The organism is Streptomyces sp. NPDC040718 (assembly GCF_055593565.1).
This window is the reverse complement of the sequence record NZ_JBVIXO010000003.1, coordinates 370,357-386,110: the sequence shown is the minus strand read 5'-3', so window position 1 is coordinate 386,110 and position 15,754 is coordinate 370,357. Positions and strand designations below refer to the sequence as shown.

Sequence of the window (15,754 nt, the reverse complement as noted above, 5' to 3'; positions counted from 1 at the left end):
GGCCAGGAACGGCCCGGGGCGGCCGGGGGCGGTAAACGGTTTGGACGCCGGACGCGGCACTGACATATGTTCAGCGCTGCCCGGACCGGCGTTCGACCGGCCGGTATCCCTTTCTTCACCGCACTTTCGCACGTCCCGTGGGGGGTCCTTCACCATGTCCTTCAGCGCGCCCGGATCGCCGCCGCCACCGCAGGGCCCCGGCGCGCAGCCGCCGTACGGGGCGACCCCCTACCCGGCCGGCCCTCCGCTGCCCGGAACCCCCTACCCCGCCCAGTCCTTCCCGTACGCACCGCCGCCGCCCGTGCAGCAGCTGCGCTCCCCGCTGGGCCTCGCGACGGCGCTGACGGTGCTGCTCTGCGGGGCGGCCGTGGTCGACCTCTTCTCCGCCGCCGCCAACCTGTTCACGTGGTCGCTGATGCGGGGCGTCGCGTCCGACCCCTCCTCGGTCCCGCCCGGCACGCTCGACCTGGCCGACGTGCTGACCGGCTTCGCCGGGTCCCTGCACTTGCTGGTCCTGGTCGTCACGGCCGTGGTCTTCGTCATCTGGTTCCACCGGGTGCGCGCCAACGGCCAGGTCTTCCGCCCCGACGGCTTCACCCTGGCGGGCGGCTGGGCCATCGGCTCCTGGTTCGTCCCCCTCGGCAACCTCTTCCTTCCGTACTGGGTGGCGAAGCAGACCTGGGAGGCCAGCGTCCAGCTCGCGCCGGACGGCTCGTACCGCCGCGTCTCGACGGCTCCGGTGACGTCCTGGTGGCTCGTGTGGGTCCTGGCGGTGCTCCTCGACCGGGTCCTCGGTGTGGCGTACGTCCGCGCCGAGTCCCCCGAGGGCCTGCGCGACGTCTCGGTGCTCGGTGTCGTCACCGACCTGACGACGGTCGCGGCGGCCGTCCTCGCGGTGCTGTTCGTCCGCAAGCTGACGGCCCTGCAGGACGTGAAGGCCGTTCAGGGCCCGTACGCCGCCGTCTGACTCCTCTGCGTACCCGCACCCGCCCGGGGGGCGGCGGGGACGGGTACGGCGAACTCGCACCACACGCACTTGCCGGCGCCCCGGGGCTCCACGCCCCACGCGTCCGCGAGCCGTTCGACCAGCAGCAGGCCCCGGCCCGACACCGCCCAGTCGTCGGCCTCCCGGCGGCGGGGCAGGGCACTGCTCCGGTCCTCGACCTCGATCCGGATCCGGCCCGCTCCGGTCAGCCGGAGGGCGACCTGCCCGCCGCCGTCGGTGTGGACGAGGGCGTTGGTCATCAGCTCGTCCGCGGCCAGCTCGATCTCGTCGGCCCGCTCCCGGGCACCCCAGGCGGCCACCGCCGCCCGGATCAGGTGCCGGGCCATCGCCGGGCCGTCCGCGTCGCCCGGTACCAGGCGCTGGCGCAGCGGCCCCCCGCCGCGCGGGGCGGGGGTGCCGCGCCGGCGCAGCAGGAGCAGGGCCATGTCGTCCCCGCCGCCCGCGTCCCCGACGAGGTCGCACAGCACGTCGGCGAGTTCCTCGACGTCGGCCGGGCCGTGCTCGGCGGCCGCCATGAACTCCCGCATCCCGGTGTCGGTGTCGCCGCCGGGCCGTTCGACGAGGCCGTCGGTGCACAGCAACAGGGTGTCCCCGGGGTGCAGTTCGAGGGTGGTGACGGGGTAGCCGGAGCCGCTGCCCGGCTGCTCGCGCGGGGGCAGGCCGAGGGGGAGCCCGCCCACCACCTGGATCCGGTGGCAGCTGCCGTCCCCGCGCCGCACGACCGGGTCGAGGTGGCCGGCCCGCACGATGTGCAGCATCCCGGTGTTCAGGTCCAGTTCGGCGTAGGTGCAGGTGGCGAAGCGCTCCGTCGCCAGGTCACGGAGGAAGGCGGAGGCCCGCGCCAGCGCCGTGCCGGGGGTGTGGCCCTCCAGGACGTAGGCGCGGAGCACGATCCGCAGCTGCCCCATGACGGCCGCCGCGTCCGTGTCGTGGCCCTCGACGTCGCCGATCGTCACCCCGACCCGGCCTTCGCCGAGGGGGACCACGTCGTACCAGTCGCCGCCGATGTCCCGCCCGACCCGGGCGGCCCGGTACCGTACGGCGATCAGCGCGCCCGGCACCTCCGGGATGGCCCGGGGCAGCATGGCCCGCTGGAGGCCCTCGGCGAGGTCGTGCTCCTGCTCGAAGAGCATGGCCCGTTGCAGGCCCTGCGCGATCCCGCTGCCGAGCGCCACCAGCAGGTTGCGCTCCTCCCCGTCGAAGTCCCCGTCGCGGCTGTACAGCAGTCCGAGGGCGCCGACGGGCCGGCCCTGCGCGATCAGCGGCAGGTAGACCCCGCTGCGCACGGCCAGCGGCTCGACGTACGGCCACAGCAGCGGGTAGCGGCGCCGGAACTCCTCGCGCGACGTGAGGAAGACCGGCTGCATGGTCCGTACGGCCTCGCTCATCGGGAACTCCGCGTCGATGCGGGTGTACTCGATCTCCGGCACGTACGAGCCCAGCTGCCCTTCCGCGACGAGGTGGATCCGGCCGCCGTCTACGACGCCGAGCATGACGCTGACGGCGCCGAGGTGGCCGAGCGCCTCGGGGTCCTTGAGCACGTCGGTCACGTCGTTGACCGTGCGGGCGTGCGCGAGGATCGCGGTGGTCCGCTCGACGACCCCGGTCATCCGGCGCCGGCCTTCGTCCCGCTCGCCCGCGGCGCCGGGCTCCCCGGGGTCCTGGTCGGCGTCGCGGAGGATGCCGATGACCCGGTACGCGCGGCCGTGCGGGTCCCGCAGGACGTGCCCCTGGAGGTGGGTCCAGCCCGGTGTCCCGTCCTCGCGCAGGGTGCGGAAGTACGCGCCGTAGTGGCTGCGGCCGTCCTTCAGTGCCCGGTCCACCCGGCCGTCCAGCCGGGCCCTGTCGCCGGGCACGACACGGCGGCGCAGTCCGGCGGGGGTCCCGTCGAACTGCTCCGGGCGCAGGTCGAGGACCTCGAGGGCGGTGGTGTCCAGGTACAGGCGCCCGCTGTCGAGGTCCCAGTCGAAGGTGCCCATCCGGTTGAGCGCGAGGCTCAGGTCGGGCCGCGCGGGCCACTCCACCTCCGGGGTCCGTCCCCGCTGGTCCATGCAGCCAGGGTCTCACTGTTCCCCCTGGCTCGGCATGTGCTCCGGGCCGGTCCGACGGTCCGCCGGGGGCGTGGCCGGCGGCGGGCTGGTCACGGTGGCCGGGGCGGTCGTCCGGTCGCCGGTCAGGCCCGGCGGGGGTGCGGTCCGCGTGGCCGTGGGCGTGGCCTTGTCCGGCGGAGGAGCGGTGTCCGTCGGGGTCCCCGCGCCGGTCGGCGTTTCGGCCGGGGTCGGGGTCGGGGTCGGGGGCCGTGTGGCGGCAGGCGGCGGGGTGGTCCCGGTCAGGGTGGGTGTCGGCTGCCGGGGCGGCTCCGACGGCGTGACGACGAGCGGCGGAGGGAGGACCGCCGGCGGCGAGACCGTCGGGGACGCGGGCGGCGGGGACACGACCGGGGGCGAGACCACCGGCGGGGAGACGACGGGCGGGCCGACCGGCGGCCTGACGGGCCGGTCGGGCTCGGGAGCGGCGCCGCGGTCGCGTTCCAGCCAGCGGCGGTCGTGGTGGTCGTAGATGACGAACTTGTTCACGACCGTCACCGACGGTGCGACGACCACCACCTGGGCCGGCCGGTACGAGGACCAGGGCCGGCCGAAGCGCTTCGGATCGGCCTTCAGCGCCACCGGCGGTCCCAGCGGGTTCCCGCAGGCGCAGCGCACCCTCGGCATCCCGCGGTCGTCCACGAGCACGGCCGTCCCGGCCTGGAGCACCGCCTGGTAGGGGGTGGCCCGGCCGTCGCGGTAGCCGTGGTTGGTGACCCGGGTGTCGATCCGCAGCTGCACGGGGGTGAGCGAGCGCAGGTGGCCGGGGACGGCCTCCGGCCGGATGCCGAGGGCCGAGGCGAAGGCGGCGTTCTTGGCGGGCTGCGAGGTCAGGGCGGTGATCTGCTTCTCCACGTCGCAGCTGGCGATGTCCTTCGTGCCGCCGTAGAGCCCGGGCGAGGAGCCGCTGATGCTGCGGGTACCCGTGGCGGCGCCGGGCGCGGCGGTGCCCTGCGGCGGGCTTTCGGGCGGCGGGGTGGCCTGCGCCGCGGCGCTGGACTCGGTGAAGGGGTCCCGCCCGGACTCGGCGGCCGGCTGGAGGAACACCTCGGCCGCGGCCCGCTGCGGGGTGCCGCCCCCGCCGCCGGGCCGGGTCAGCACCACCACCAGGGTGACCACCGCGGCGAGCGCCACGGCCACCGTCGCCAGCCCGGGCACCGAACGCCACCAGGGCCCCCGGGGCGGCTCCCCGCCGCCGGGTCCGCCGGGTCCGCCGGGTCCGCCGGGTCCGCCGGGGGGCGGCGGGGGTTCTCCGCCCCCGCCCGAGAGCGGGCCGGACGGCGGACCGGTCGGCCGTCCGGTCGACGGCTGTGACGGCTGTGACGGCTTCGACGGGCGTGGCGGCTTCGACGGCTGTGGCGGCCGCTCGCCGGAGGGTTGCGTGGTCACGGACTCCTCTTCCCAGGCGGACGCATCCGGGGAAATGGCGTGAATCCCTGGAATACCGGTGATTTCCGGCACTCTTGCCGACCATTGTGTGCGCCGTCCAGGTGGTGACCGCAAGCCGGGGATGCCACCGTGGCAAGGTGAGCCGTACCTCCGCCGGGGCTTGGCGGGACGCCCTCGTCGCCGTCGTGGCGGGCTTCGCGGTGATGACCGCGGTGGCCGCCGCCGGGCTGGCCTGCGCCGGCGCCGGCGATCTGCCGGGCGGGGCGTTCCCCCGGGTGGTCGCCGCGGTGGTCGTGATGGCCGCCGGAGGTTCGGTCGAGGTCTCCGGCGACGCCGGGTTCCTGGCGGGCGCCGACGCGAGCCTGTCCGTACTCCCGCTCTCGGTGAGCCTGGCCGGCGCGCTCACCGCCGGGTGCCTGTTCCTGCGCCCGCTGCGCCACCGCGCGGTGGCCGGGACCCGTGAACTGCTCGCCCGGGCAGGCCGGGCGGCGGTGCTGTGGCTGGCCCTGCTCACCCTGTTCGCGTTCCTGGCCCGCCAGACCTTCGGCCTGTCCACCGGCGACTCCCCGCTCGGGGAGATCGGCGAGCTGCTCGACGCCGCCCCGACGGTGGGCTTCCGTGCCGCGCTCGCGCCCACCCTGCTGTACGGACTGCTCTGGTTCCTGGGCCTGTTGCTGATCTCCCTGCTGGTCTCCCGCCGCACCCCGCTCCCGCCCGGGCTGCTCCGCTTCCACACGGCGGTGCGGCCGGCCGCCCACGCCACGGCCGTGCTGCTCCTCGCGTACGTGGTCCTCGGCGCCGGCGTCGGCCTGGTCGCGGCCGGCACCCAGGGGCACCCGGCCCGCACCCTGGCGGTGCTGCTGCTCGGGCTGCCCAACCTGGCCTGGCTCGCCCTGACCACGGGCTTCGGCGGCGCCTGGCGGGGCCTGGTGGAAGGGCCGTTCGGCCTGCCGGTGCCGCCGCTGCTGGACCAGGTCCTGCGCGGGCCCGTACCCTCCACGGTCGACGTGGCCTCCCTCGCGCAGCGGGACTCCCGGGCGTGGTGGCTGGTCGTGGTGGCCGCCGTCGCGCTGCTCGGCACGGGCGTGCTGGCCGCCGTGCGCTCCCCCGCGCGGGTCCGGCCCTGGCAGCACGCGGTGCACCTGGCGGTGGCGCTGGGCCTCGCCACCCTGACGGTGTGCCTGCTGGCCGGGGTCCAGGCCCGGTTCGGGCTGTCGCTGCTGGGGCTCGGGGACGTCTCCGGGCTCGGCGGCCGCGTCCAGCTCACCCCGTACCTGTGGCGCACCACCGGCCTCGCGCTGCTGTGGGGCGCGGTGGCCGGCTTCCTCGGCGCCCTCCTGGCCCGCCCCCTGCACCACCCGGGCCGGGCCGCGGACACCTCCTAGTGCTGTGGCCGGAACACCGGCAGCGCCCACCGCGGCGGCGGGGGCGGGGGACCCTGCTCCGGCGGGCCCGGCTCCGGCGACGCCGCGCCCGCCCGGCGGAGCGCGCCGGTGAACTCCAGGCAGGTGTCCCACCGTTCCTCGGGCTGCTTCGCCAGGGCCTTGGCCAGGGCCTCGTCCACCGCCTCCGGGAGCTCGGGGCGGCGTTCGCTCGGCGGGGGCGGGGGGTCGTACTGGTGGGCCCAGAGCAGGGCCATGTCGTCCTCGCGCCGGAACGGCGGGCTGCCGGTGAGCATCTCGTGGACGACGCAGCCGAGGCTGTAGACGTCGCAGCGCCCGTCGACCGGTTTCCCGGCGATCTGCTCGGGAGCGACGTAGTCGAGCGTCCCGACGAACTGTCCGACGCTGGTGAACCCGGTGAGCGAGAGGGACTTCTTCGTCAGGCCGAAGTCCGTCAGGTAGACGTGCTCGGGGTGCTCGCTGTCGGTGCCCTCGGCCACGAGGATGTTGCCGGGCTTCACGTCCCGGTGGACCAGGTCGTGGGCGTGGGCGGCGTCGAGTGCCGAGGCGACCTGGCCGGCGATCCTGGCCGCCGTCCGCACGGGCAGCGGGCCCGTGCGGTCGAGCAGGGCCCGCAGGTCCTGCCCGGCGACGTAGCGCATGGCGATGTAGAGGATGCCGTCCGTCTCGCCGGCTTCGAAGACGGGCACGATGTGCGGGTGGTCGATGGCGGCCGCGACCCTCGACTCGTGGGTGAAGCGCTGCCGGAAGGTGTCGTTGCGGGCGAGCTGGGGGGCCAGCAGCTTCAGCGCGACGGTCCGGTCCAGGCGCAGGTCCCGGGCTCGGTAGACGACGGCCATCCCGCCGCGTCCGATCTCGTCCCCGACGAGGTAGCCGGCGAAGCGCGTGCCGGTCAGTTCCGAGGCCCGCCCGACGGGTGGTCCGGGGTCCGTCATCGGCTCGCTCCCCCGTCGGGGCGGTCCGCGACGCGCGTGGGCTCGTGCGGTGCATCCCGTACGCCGGCCACGGCCCCGGTGCCGGTCTCCCCCGGCTCCGGCTCCGGCGCGGGCGGGGCTCCCGGTTCCGAGACGACCGCGTAGGTGGTCAGGCGGCTCCCGTCGGCGTACATCCACCGTCCCGCCGCCTCCTCGTACAGCCACACGGACTCGCCGTCGATCACGATCCCGGCGCGCAGGCCCCGTACGGCCTGCCGGAAGCCGTCGCCGGCGGCTCCGGGGACGGTCTCGCGCAGGGCCCGCCGGTAGCGGTCGAGGGCGTCGGCCGTCCGGGTGAGGAGCGGCTCGGGGTCCTCGGTCCGGTCGAGGGGCCGGCCCGCGGTCGGCGGGGGCTGGGGCACCGCGACGAGCAGTCGTCCGTCGACCCAGGCGGACCAGCCGTTGGCGCACAGGACCTCCCCCCATTCGCCGCGCCGGGACAGCAGCCGGACGGGGAGGAAGGGGTCGAGGGCGGCGGTGGGCCGGGAGACGTCGGGGGCCTCCCAGGCGGGCAGGCCGTCCTGCGGGACCACGTGGGTGGGGCGGAAGCCGGCGCCGGGCTCCGGGGAGTCGGTCATCGCCGGGCCTACTTCCGCATCACGGCGGGCTCGTGGCGCCGCAGCAGCCGGGCGACGAGCACCCCGAAGAGCACGGCCAGGGCCACGAGCATGCCCATGTCCAGCAGCCACACCCCGGCGGAGTGGGCGAAGAGCGGGTCGTCGGCGAGGGTGCCGGGCACGATCCGGCCGAGGTCGACGGTGCCCGCCATGGCGCCGAGGGCCCAGCGGGAGGGCACCAGCCAGGCCAGCTGCCCGATGACGGGTACGCCGTCGAGCTGGAGGAGGGCCCCGCAGAAGACCACCTGGACGATGGCGAGGAGGACCAGCAGGGGCATGGTGACCTCCTCCTTCCTGACCAGGGCGGAGACCAGCAGGCCGAGCATCATGGCGGTGAAGGACAGCAGGGCGACGGCCAGGGTGATCTCGGCGAGCCGCGGCAGGAAGACCCCGGTGGAGCCCGGCGGTCCGAGCCGCACCCCGAAGAGGCCGACGAGGGTCAGTACGACGGCCTGGGCCACGGTGATGGCGCCGAGGACCGCCACCTTGGACATCAGGTAGGCGGGCCTGGACAGTCCGACGGCGCGTTCGCGCTGGTAGATGACCCGTTCCTTGACGAGTTCGCGGACCGCGTTGGCGGCTCCGGTGAGTACCCCGCCGACGCACAGGATGAGCAGGGCGTTGATCGCGGTCTCCTGGGTGAGGGCGCTGCCGGCCAGGGCGCGGGCCATGGCGCCCATCACGAACGGCAGCGCGACCATGATGGCGAGGAAGGTGCGGTCGGCGCTGAGGGCGGTGGCGTAGCGGCGGATCAGGGTGGAGAGCTGGGAGCGCCCGCTCTGCGCCCGCGGGGGCGGCTCGGCGAAGCCGGCCGGGCCGGGCGGTGCGGCGTCGGGGGCTCGGGGGCGGCGGCCGGGGCCCGCCACGTACGTACGGTGCTGCGGCGAGGCCTCGTACTGGCCCGCCCAGTCGCGGTCGCGCTGGTTCTCGAAGGCTTCGAAGGCCTCGGGCCACTGGTCGAAGCCGAAGAAGCCGAGGGTCTCCCCGGGCGGCCCGTACCAGGCGACGCGGCCTCCGGGGGCGAGGACGAGGAGGCGGTCGCAGACGTCGAGGCTGAGGACGCTGTGGGTGACGACGATGACGGTGCGGCCGTCGTCGGCGAGGTCGCGCAGCATGTGCATGACGGAGCGGTCCATGCCGGGGTCGAGTCCGGAGGTGGGTTCGTCGAGGAACAGCAGGGAGGGCTTCGTCAGGAGTTCCAGGGCGACGGAGACCCGTTTGCGCTGGCCGCCGGAGAGGCTGTGGATGGGCTGGTCGGCGCGCTGGTCCAGGCCGAGTTCGCCGATGACCTCGTCGACCCGGGCGAGCCTCTCGGCCCTGCCGGTGTCCTGCGGGAAACGCAGTTCGGCGGCGTAGGCGAGGGCGCGGCGGACGGTGAGCTGGGCGTGCAGGATGTCGTCCTGGGGGACGAGCCCGATGCGGGAGCGCAGTTCGGCGTAGTCGCGGTAGAGGTCGCGGCCGTCGTAGAGGACGGTGCCGTGGTCGGCGGGGCGCAGTCCGGTGAGGGCGCCGAGGAGGGTGGACTTCCCGGCGCCGCTGGGGCCGACGACGGCGAGCAGGCACCTGCCGCCGACGGGGAAGGAGACGTGGTCGAGGAGGGTCTTGCGGCCGTGGTCGACGGCGACGGCGAGGTCCTGGACGTCGAGGGAGACCTCGCCGGTGTCGGTGTACTCCTGGAGCTGGTCGCCGACGAGGCAGAAGGCGCTGTGGCCGATGCCGACGATGTCGCCCTCGGCGACGGGGGCGGCGTCGACGGGGGCTCCGTTGAGGTAGGTGCCGTTGTGGCTGCCGAGGTCGGCGATCTCGTAGCCGCCGTCGGCGAGGGCGCGCAGTTCGGCGTGCCTGCGGGAGACGACGAGGTCGTCGATGACGAGGTCGTTGCCCGGGTCGCGGCCGATGCGCAGGGTGGTCCGGGCGGGCAGCGGCCGGATGCTGGTGGGGCTGCGGAAGGTTCCGGTCATGGCCGGGTCGGCGACCCGGGAGGGGCGGGAGGCGGCGGCGCGGGGCGGCGTACGGCTGCTGAGGAGGGCGCGCGGGCCGTCCTGGGCGCTGCCGAAGCGCAGTTCGCTGCCGGGTCCGACGGCCCATTCGTGGACGCGGTGGCCGTCGGCCCAGGTGCCGTTGGTACTGCCCTCGTCCTCCAGGGTCCAGTGGTCGCCTTCGGGACGCAGGACGGCGTGGTGCCAGGAGACGCGGTCGTCGTCGAGGCAGATCTCGCAGAGGGGGTCGCGGCCGACGCGGTAGCTCCGGCCCGGGCTCATCTCGGTGGAGCCCATGGCGGTTTCCAGGACGAGTTCGGGCGCGGTCGCCGCACCGGGCCGCTGGACCATGGACAGATTTTCCCATGAACCGCCGCAACCGGCAGGAGCAGCATCGCCGCAGGTCAGAGCATTCTTATGGGGAATGACAACGGTCCCCGTTGCAGCCTTTGCCGATCTCGTCGCGGTGCGCTTCACTTCACGCGTCGGAACCGAACAAACGGGGGAAGCCATGAGCCGGCACGACCACGACCACGCGCACGAGCACCCCGGGGCGGACCACGCCGGGCACGGGCACGACGGGCACGGCCACGGCGGGCACAGCCACGGCGTGGACCCGGACGCCGACCGCCGCTGGCTGGCGATCGCGCTCGCCCTGATCGGCGGGTTCATGGCCGTCGAGGTGGTCATCGGCGTGATGGCCCACTCGCTGGCGCTGATCTCCGACGCCGCGCACATGCTGACGGACGCCGTCTCGATCGTCCTCGCGCTGATCGCGATGCGGCTGGCGGCGCGGCCGGCGCGGGGCGGGTTCACGTACGGCCTCAAGCGGGCGGAGATACTCTCCGCGCAGGCCAACGGGCTGACCTTGCTGCTGCTGGCGGTCTGGCTGGCGTACGAGGCGGTGCGGCGGCTGCTGGACCCGCCGCCGGTGGAGGGCGGGCTGGTGCTGGTGACGGCGCTGGCCGGGATCGTGGTCAACGTCGGCGCGGCCTGGTGCATCTCGCGGGCGAACCGCTCCTCGCTCGCCGTGGAGGGCGCCTACCAGCACATCCTGAACGACCTGTTCGCCTTCATCGGGACGGCGGTGTCGGGTCTGATCGTGCTCACGACCGGTTTCGTGCAGGCCGACGCGATCGCCACGCTCGTGGTGGTGGTGCTGATGGTCAAGGCGGGCTACGGGCTGGTGCGGGAGTCGGGGCGGATCTTCCTGGAGGCCGCGCCGGCGCACGTGGACCCGGATGCGGTCGGCGACCGGCTGGTGGCCCACGTGCCCGTCACCGAGGTGCACGACCTGCACATCTGGACGATCACCTCCGGGCAGGCGGCCCTGTCCGCGCACGTGCTGGTGGAGCCCGCGGGCGACTGCCACGCGGTGCGCCGGGAGCTGGAGCAGCTGCTGGAGAAGGAGTACGGGATCACGCACACCACCCTCCAGGTGGACCACGTCCAGGACGCCCTGCTGTCGGTGGGCCGTCCGGGCGAGGACGGGGCGGACCCGCACTGTGCGGACGCCCACGGGCCGGTGCACCGCGAGGGGCCGCACGCGCACTGACGGCCCGCCTCCGGTGGCCGGTTGCCGACGGCCGATCACTGAGCGGGGCTCCGGCGGGGCATGTATGGCCCCCGTGACGGATGCGAAGAGGTACAGGCGGAGCGCCGGCCTGCTGTTGTTCCGCCGGACGGCGGAGCACGGGGTGGAGGTGCTGCTCGGCCACATGGGCGGTCCGCTGTGGGCCGGGCGGGACGCCGGGGGCTGGGCGATCCCGAAGGGCGAGTACGGGCCGGACGAGACGCCCCGGGACGCGGCCCGCCGGGAGTTCACGGAGGAGCTGGGGGTGCCCCCGCCGGAGGGGGACTACCTGCCGCTGGGCGAGGTGCGGCTGAGCAGCGGGAAGCTCGTGACCGTCTGGGCGGTCGAGGCGGACCTCGATCCGGCGCTGACGGTGCCGGGCACCTTCACGATGGAGTGGCCCCCGCACTCGGGGGTCGAGCGGGAGTTCCCCGAGCTGGACCGGGTGGACTGGTTCGCTCCCCCGATCGCACGGAACAAGCTGATTGTCGGTCAAATTCCGTTCCTGGAGCGATTGCTGGCGCTATTGGCGGATTGACCTGACCTTTACTTGCCAACAAACCCTACCTGCGTGGACATTGCACATATGACGAACGTCGTGCTGGTGGGAACCCTGGACACCAAGGGTGTCGAGTACGGCTGGCTGCGCGAGAGGCTGCTGCGCGCCGGCGTCGAAGTGGTGCTGGTGGACACGGGGATCATGGGAGAACCCCGGGTGCCCGCCCACGTGCCGCGCGAAGCGGTGGCGCGGGCGGCGGGCACGGAACTGTCGGAACTGCGCGCGGCCGCCGACCGGGGCGCGGCCGTGACCACGATGGCCCGGGGCGCAGAGGCGACCCTGTTACGCCTGCACGCCGAGGGACGGCTGCACGGCGTGCTCGCGATCGGGGGCAGCGGGGGCACCTCCATCGCGACCCGGGCGATGCGGGCGCTGCCCCTCGGCGTGCCGAAGGTGATGGTCTCGTCGATGGCGTCCGGGGACGTGTCCCCGTACGTGGGCTCGGCGGACATCACCATGATGTACAGCGTGGTGGACATCGCCGGGATCAACAGCGTCTCGGCCCCGGTACTGGCCAACGCGGTGGAGGCCGTCGCCGGGATGGCCAAGGGCTTCGCGCGCGCCGCGCTGGACCGCAGCCGGCCGGCCCGGCTGGGCTCGGGATCGCGGCCGCTGGTGGCGGCGAGCATGGCGGGGGTGACCACGATCGGCGTGGACGCGGCCCGGGAGCGGCTGGAGGAGCTGGGGTACGAGGTCCTGGTCTTCCACGTCAGCGGCGCCGGCGGCCGCACCCTGGAGACCCTCGCCGGGCAGGGCGTCTTCGCGGGAGTGCTGGACCTGACCCTGAGCGAGCTCGCCGACGACCTGTGCGGGGGCATCCTGACCGCCGGCCCCGACCGGCTCAGCGCGGCCGGGCGGGCCGGGGTCCCGCAGGTGGTGAGCCTGGGGGCGCTGGACATGGTGAAGTTCGGGCCGCTGGAGACCCTGCCCGAGCGGGCCCGCTACCGCCGGGTCCGCGTCCACAACCCCTCCATCACGGTGATCCGCACGACCGAGTCGGAATGCTCGGAGCTGGGGCGGCGGGTCGCCGCGAAGCTGCGCGCGGCGACCGGGCCGACGGCGGTCTGCGTACCGCTGCGCGGGCTGTCCACGCTCGGCGCGCCGGGCGGCCCGTACCACGACCCCCGTGCGGACCTGGCGCTGTTCTCGGCGCTGCGCGAAGGGTTGCGGGGCAGCGCGGCCCGGCTCTACGACTACGACACCCACATCAACGACCCGTCCTTCGGGCGGGCTGCGGCCGACCGGCTGCACGCGATGATCGGGGCGGTGTCGGCGGCCGCCTGACCACCATCCGAGACGCGCGGCGGGGTTGGGAACCGGCCGTGGCGGAAAAACCGTCCTCCGGGTGAAAACCGGCCGGCCGCTCCTCCGCGGGCGGCCGGCGACGCCACGGAAGGGGGCGCGGGATGGGCAACGGCTGGACGGTACCCGGTTACACGGAGGTCCGTGAGCTCGGCGCGGGCGGCAGCGGCCGGGTCGTGCTCGCGCTCCACGACGCCACCGGCACGGCGGTCGCGGTGAAGTACCTCAGCGACCGGATGCGCGAGGACCCGGCCTTCGTCCGGGAGTTCCGCGCCGAGGCCCGGCTGCTGGGCGGGCTCGTCTCGCCGTACGTGGTGGGCCTGTACGAGTACGTGGAGGCCCCGGCCGGCGCGGCGATCGTGATGGAGCTGGTCGACGGGATCTCCCTGCGCGCCGTGCTCCGGGAGGCGGGGCGGGCGGAAGCCGAGGCCGCGCTGGTGGTGCTGAAGGGCTCCCTGCTCGGGCTGGCCGCGGCCCACCGGGCGGGTGTCGTGCACCGGGACTACAAGCCGGAGAACGTGCTGGTCGCGCCCGACGGCTCCTCCAAGCTGGTGGACTTCGGGATCGCGGCGGGCCGTGGCACCACCCCCGGGGTGGCGGGCACCCCCGCCTACATGGCGCCCGAGCAGTGGCAGGGGCAGCCGGCCTCGCCGACGGCCGACGTGTACGCGGCGACCGCGACCTTCTTCGAGTTCCTGACGGGCCGCAAGCCCTACGACGGGGCGAGCTTCGCCGAGCTGGCCGTCCAGCACATCGAGGCCCCGGTCCCGGAGACCGAGGCCCCCGAGCCCGTGCGCCCGCTCATCCGGCGGGGCCTGGCCAAGCGGCCGGAGCAGCGCCCGGAGAACGCCGAGGCGTTCGTGGCCGAGCTGGAAGCGGTGGCGGTGGCCGCGTACGGGCCCCAGTGGGAGGAGCGCGGCCAGCGCAAGCTCGCCGCGCTGGCGGCGCTGCTGCCGCTGCTGTTCCCCTCGGCGGCAGGCGCGGCCGCGGGCACCACCGCGGTGGCCACGACCTCGGTCGGCGGCGGCTCGGGCTGGGCGCCGGGGCGCGGCGGCTGGCTGGCGACGGGCCTGGCGCTGGTACTGGGAGCGGTGCTGGTGCTGACGACGGACGCGGGCGCCGGCACCCCGCCGGGGGCCTCTGCGCTCAGCGACTTCGCCACGACGGGTCCGGCCACGCCGGGGCCCGCTTCGCCCGCGCCCGGGCCGTCCGCCCCGCCCTCGGCGTCCGCTAGCCCGTCCGCGTCCGCGTCGCCGAGCACCTCGGCGTCCCCGACGCCCACGCCGACCCCGACGCCCTCGCACTCGGTGAGCTGGAGCCCGTCGCCGAGCCCGACCCCGAAGCCGACGGTGAGCCACTCGCCGACCCCGACGCCTTCGCCGACGCTGCGGGTGACCAAGCTCGGCGTCTCGCTCAAGCCCGGGGTCTACCGGGGCGAGGCGACCGTCTCGCTGGCGGCCCAGGGCAGCGGGCCGGTCACCGTCACCCTGGAGTGGTTCCTCGGCGGTTCGCAGGGCGCCTACTCGGTGCCCGACGGCACCGACACCGTCGTCGTCCAGGCCGGCTCCGCGGCCTCGGTGGTCCAGGCGCACGGCTTCAGCCGCGGCCGCGGCTGCTACGGCGGGGTCCGGGTCACCACCGAACCGGCCGCGTCGAACGGCTCGGCCGCCGCCTCCGTACTGCTGTACCGCTGCCAGGACCAGGAGGTCCCGCGATGAGTGATCCGCGCGTCCCCCAGGACCCCGCCGACGACGAGTACAGCGCGACCGTGCTCGGCAGCCACTGGTTCAGCGGCCCGCCGCCCCCGGCGGACGCCGCGCCCGACCGGGTCGAGGGTTCGGTGCTCCGGTTCGGGCCGGGGGTGACGGCGGCCATGGCCCCGCCGTTCCCCGTGGTGCCCGGGCCGCCGCCCGGGCCGCGGCCGCCCGCGCGGCGCGGCGGGGGATGGCGGCGCTACACCCTGGCGGTGGTGGTGCTGGCGGCGGTGCTCGGCTACCTGGCCTGGCAGCGGTTCGGGCCGGCCGTCGAGGTGCGGGAGGTGGCGGTGTCCACCGACCCGGGGGGTCCCGCGTGCGGGGCGGCCGCCGATGTGGTGGCCGTCGTACGCACCAACGGGCGCCCCGGGACCCTCACCTACCGCTGGGTCCGCAGCGACGGCACCCGGTCGGAGGAGCTCACGGAGCGGGTGCCGGCCGGGCGGCAGGAGGCCACGCTGCACCTGCTGTGGACCTTCCAGGGCACGGGCAGCTACCCGGCGCGGGCCGAGCTCCAGCTGGTCTCGCCCGTCGAGCGGACGGCGGCGGCCGAGTTCACCTACCGGTGCCCCCGGTAGCGGGGAGCCTGATCACGGCGCGGCCGCCGTCGAGGTCGACGCGGGAGTGCGGCTGGGGCGCCGTCCTCCTCGTCGTCGCGCATCACGAGGGCGCTCCGGCGTTCCTTCAGCTCGTTCTGCTTGCCGGGCGAGAAGCCGGCGTGCAGCTGATCGAAGCCGGTGGAGGAGATCTGACCCTGGCGGCCGTTCCACCGCCAGGGCAGCGATCCGGCGCGGCCGGCGCGCACGAGCGCGAGGTCCAGGAAGGCCGTCGCGGTGAGGAGCAGCGCGAGTCCCGGCAGGGTCATGAAGACGACGAAGCCCGTGGCCCGGCCGCAACCCGCCGGGCCCTTCGGCCCCCAGGGGCGGGGACCCGGAGCCGTACTTACGGCCGGGGTGGGTATGGCCGTACGGCCGAGGCCGGGGCGTGGGCCGTGCTGGTTTGCTCGATGGCGCAGACGAGGGCGTGCAGGACGCCCTCAGGCACCGCTGCGTGCCGCGTTCCGGCATGCGACACCCCGACGGAACGCGGCCGTCCCGCGCGGATGCCGAGT

12 protein-coding genes and 1 pseudogene are annotated in these 15,754 nt (G+C 75.2%); 7 read left to right on the top strand and 6 right to left on the bottom strand.

What is annotated here, in order from left to right; genetic code table 11:
• The first annotated feature begins 154 nt into the window (after window positions 1-154).
• Entirely contained in the window at window positions 155-967 is an 813-nt protein-coding gene (locus ACZ597_RS10480) for a DUF4328 domain-containing protein (RefSeq protein ID WP_471327666.1), read from the top strand.
• On the opposite strand, the gene ACZ597_RS10475 is transcribed toward ACZ597_RS10480, so the two are convergent.
• Window positions 943-3,057, bottom strand: coding sequence for a SpoIIE family protein phosphatase (locus ACZ597_RS10475; RefSeq protein WP_471327664.1), 2,115 nt, complete (start codon window positions 3,055-3,057; stop codon window positions 943-945). The two genes, ACZ597_RS10480 and ACZ597_RS10475, sit on opposite strands and share 25 nt — an antisense overlap.
• A 12-nt stretch (window positions 3,058-3,069) precedes the next feature.
• Window positions 3,070-4,251, bottom strand: a complete 1,182-nt coding sequence (locus ACZ597_RS10470; protein ID WP_471327661.1) for a DUF6777 domain-containing protein — start codon at window positions 4,249-4,251, stop codon at window positions 3,070-3,072.
• 368 nt (window positions 4,252-4,619) lie between these two features.
• On the opposite strand from ACZ597_RS10470, the gene ACZ597_RS10465 reads away from it, so the two are divergent.
• Window positions 4,620-5,867, top strand: a complete 1,248-nt coding sequence (locus ACZ597_RS10465; RefSeq protein ID WP_471327658.1) for a streptophobe family protein — start codon at window positions 4,620-4,622, stop codon at window positions 5,865-5,867.
• Here the strand turns inward: ACZ597_RS10465 and ACZ597_RS10460 are convergent.
• From ACZ597_RS10460 to ACZ597_RS10450, 3 genes are read right to left on the bottom strand one after another with little or no spacing between them, the layout of a single operon-like run.
• Window positions 5,864-6,820 carry a serine/threonine-protein kinase gene (locus tag ACZ597_RS10460; protein WP_471327656.1) on the bottom strand — a complete coding sequence of 319 codons (957 nt, stop codon included), beginning with the start codon at window positions 6,818-6,820 and terminating at the stop codon, window positions 5,864-5,866. The two genes, ACZ597_RS10465 and ACZ597_RS10460, sit on opposite strands and share 4 nt — an antisense overlap.
• Window positions 6,817-7,437, bottom strand: a complete 621-nt coding sequence (locus tag ACZ597_RS10455; protein ID WP_471327653.1) for a hypothetical protein — start codon at window positions 7,435-7,437, stop codon at window positions 6,817-6,819. The genes ACZ597_RS10460 and ACZ597_RS10455 overlap by 4 nt, the downstream gene beginning before the upstream one ends.
• Window positions 7,438-7,445: 8 nt before the next feature.
• Window positions 7,446-9,806, bottom strand: coding sequence for an FHA domain-containing protein (locus ACZ597_RS10450; protein WP_471327651.1), 2,361 nt, complete (start codon window positions 9,804-9,806; stop codon window positions 7,446-7,448).
• A gap of 160 nt (window positions 9,807-9,966) precedes the next feature.
• On the opposite strand from ACZ597_RS10450, the gene ACZ597_RS10445 reads away from it, so the two are divergent.
• The 5 genes from ACZ597_RS10445 to ACZ597_RS10425 all read left to right on the top strand — a co-directional run bounded on the left by ACZ597_RS10445 (window position 9,967) and on the right by ACZ597_RS10425 (window position 15,221).
• Window positions 9,967-11,010 carry a cation diffusion facilitator family transporter gene (locus tag ACZ597_RS10445; protein WP_471327648.1) on the top strand — a complete coding sequence of 348 codons (1,044 nt, stop codon included), beginning with the start codon at window positions 9,967-9,969 and terminating at the stop codon, window positions 11,008-11,010.
• A gap of 73 nt (window positions 11,011-11,083) precedes the next feature.
• Entirely contained in the window at window positions 11,084-11,566 is a 483-nt protein-coding gene (locus ACZ597_RS10440) for an NUDIX hydrolase (protein ID WP_471327645.1), read from the top strand.
• 48 nt (window positions 11,567-11,614) lie between these two features.
• The gene (locus tag ACZ597_RS10435) at window positions 11,615-12,871 is read left to right on the top strand and encodes a Tm-1-like ATP-binding domain-containing protein (protein ID WP_471327966.1); all 1,257 of its coding nucleotides are present in this window, start codon (window positions 11,615-11,617) and stop codon (window positions 12,869-12,871) included.
• 122 nt (window positions 12,872-12,993) lie between these two features.
• Window positions 12,994-14,607: a serine/threonine-protein kinase gene (locus tag ACZ597_RS10430; RefSeq protein WP_471327643.1), complete on the top strand. Its 1,614-nt coding sequence runs from the start codon at window positions 12,994-12,996 to the stop codon at window positions 14,605-14,607.
• Entirely contained in the window at window positions 14,604-15,221 is a 618-nt protein-coding gene (locus tag ACZ597_RS10425; protein ID WP_471327641.1) for a hypothetical protein, read from the top strand. Before ACZ597_RS10430 ends, ACZ597_RS10425 begins: the two co-directional genes overlap by 4 nt.
• On the opposite strand, the pseudogene ACZ597_RS10420 reads toward ACZ597_RS10425, so the two are convergent.
• Window positions 15,199-15,508: pseudogene (locus ACZ597_RS10420) on the bottom strand (DUF6191 domain-containing protein). The gene ACZ597_RS10425 and the pseudogene ACZ597_RS10420 sit on opposite strands and share 23 nt — an antisense overlap.
• Between the last annotated feature and the right edge of the window lie 246 nt (window positions 15,509-15,754).

Bases quoted from the DNA above. Each gene is read 5' to 3' on its own strand.
- ACZ597_RS10475 (WP_471327664.1), bottom strand. From the start codon at position 3,057: ATGGACCAGCGGGGACGGACCCCGGAGGTGGAGTGGCCCGCGCGGCCC.
- ACZ597_RS10445 (WP_471327648.1), top strand. From the start codon at position 9,967: ATGAGCCGGCACGACCACGACCACGCGCACGAGCACCCCGGGGCGGAC.
- ACZ597_RS10430 (WP_471327643.1), top strand. From the start codon at position 12,994: ATGGGCAACGGCTGGACGGTACCCGGTTACACGGAGGTCCGTGAGCTC.
- ACZ597_RS10425 (WP_471327641.1), top strand. From the start codon at position 14,604: ATGAGTGATCCGCGCGTCCCCCAGGACCCCGCCGACGACGAGTACAGC.
- ACZ597_RS10460 (WP_471327656.1), bottom strand. From the start codon at position 6,820: ATGACGGACCCCGGACCACCCGTCGGGCGGGCCTCGGAACTGACCGGC.
- ACZ597_RS10435 (WP_471327966.1), top strand. From the start codon at position 11,615: ATGACGAACGTCGTGCTGGTGGGAACCCTGGACACCAAGGGTGTCGAG.
- ACZ597_RS10450 (WP_471327651.1), bottom strand. From the start codon at position 9,806: ATGGTCCAGCGGCCCGGTGCGGCGACCGCGCCCGAACTCGTCCTGGAA.
- ACZ597_RS10455 (WP_471327653.1), bottom strand. From the start codon at position 7,437: ATGACCGACTCCCCGGAGCCCGGCGCCGGCTTCCGCCCCACCCACGTG.
- ACZ597_RS10480 (WP_471327666.1), top strand. From the start codon at position 155: ATGTCCTTCAGCGCGCCCGGATCGCCGCCGCCACCGCAGGGCCCCGGC.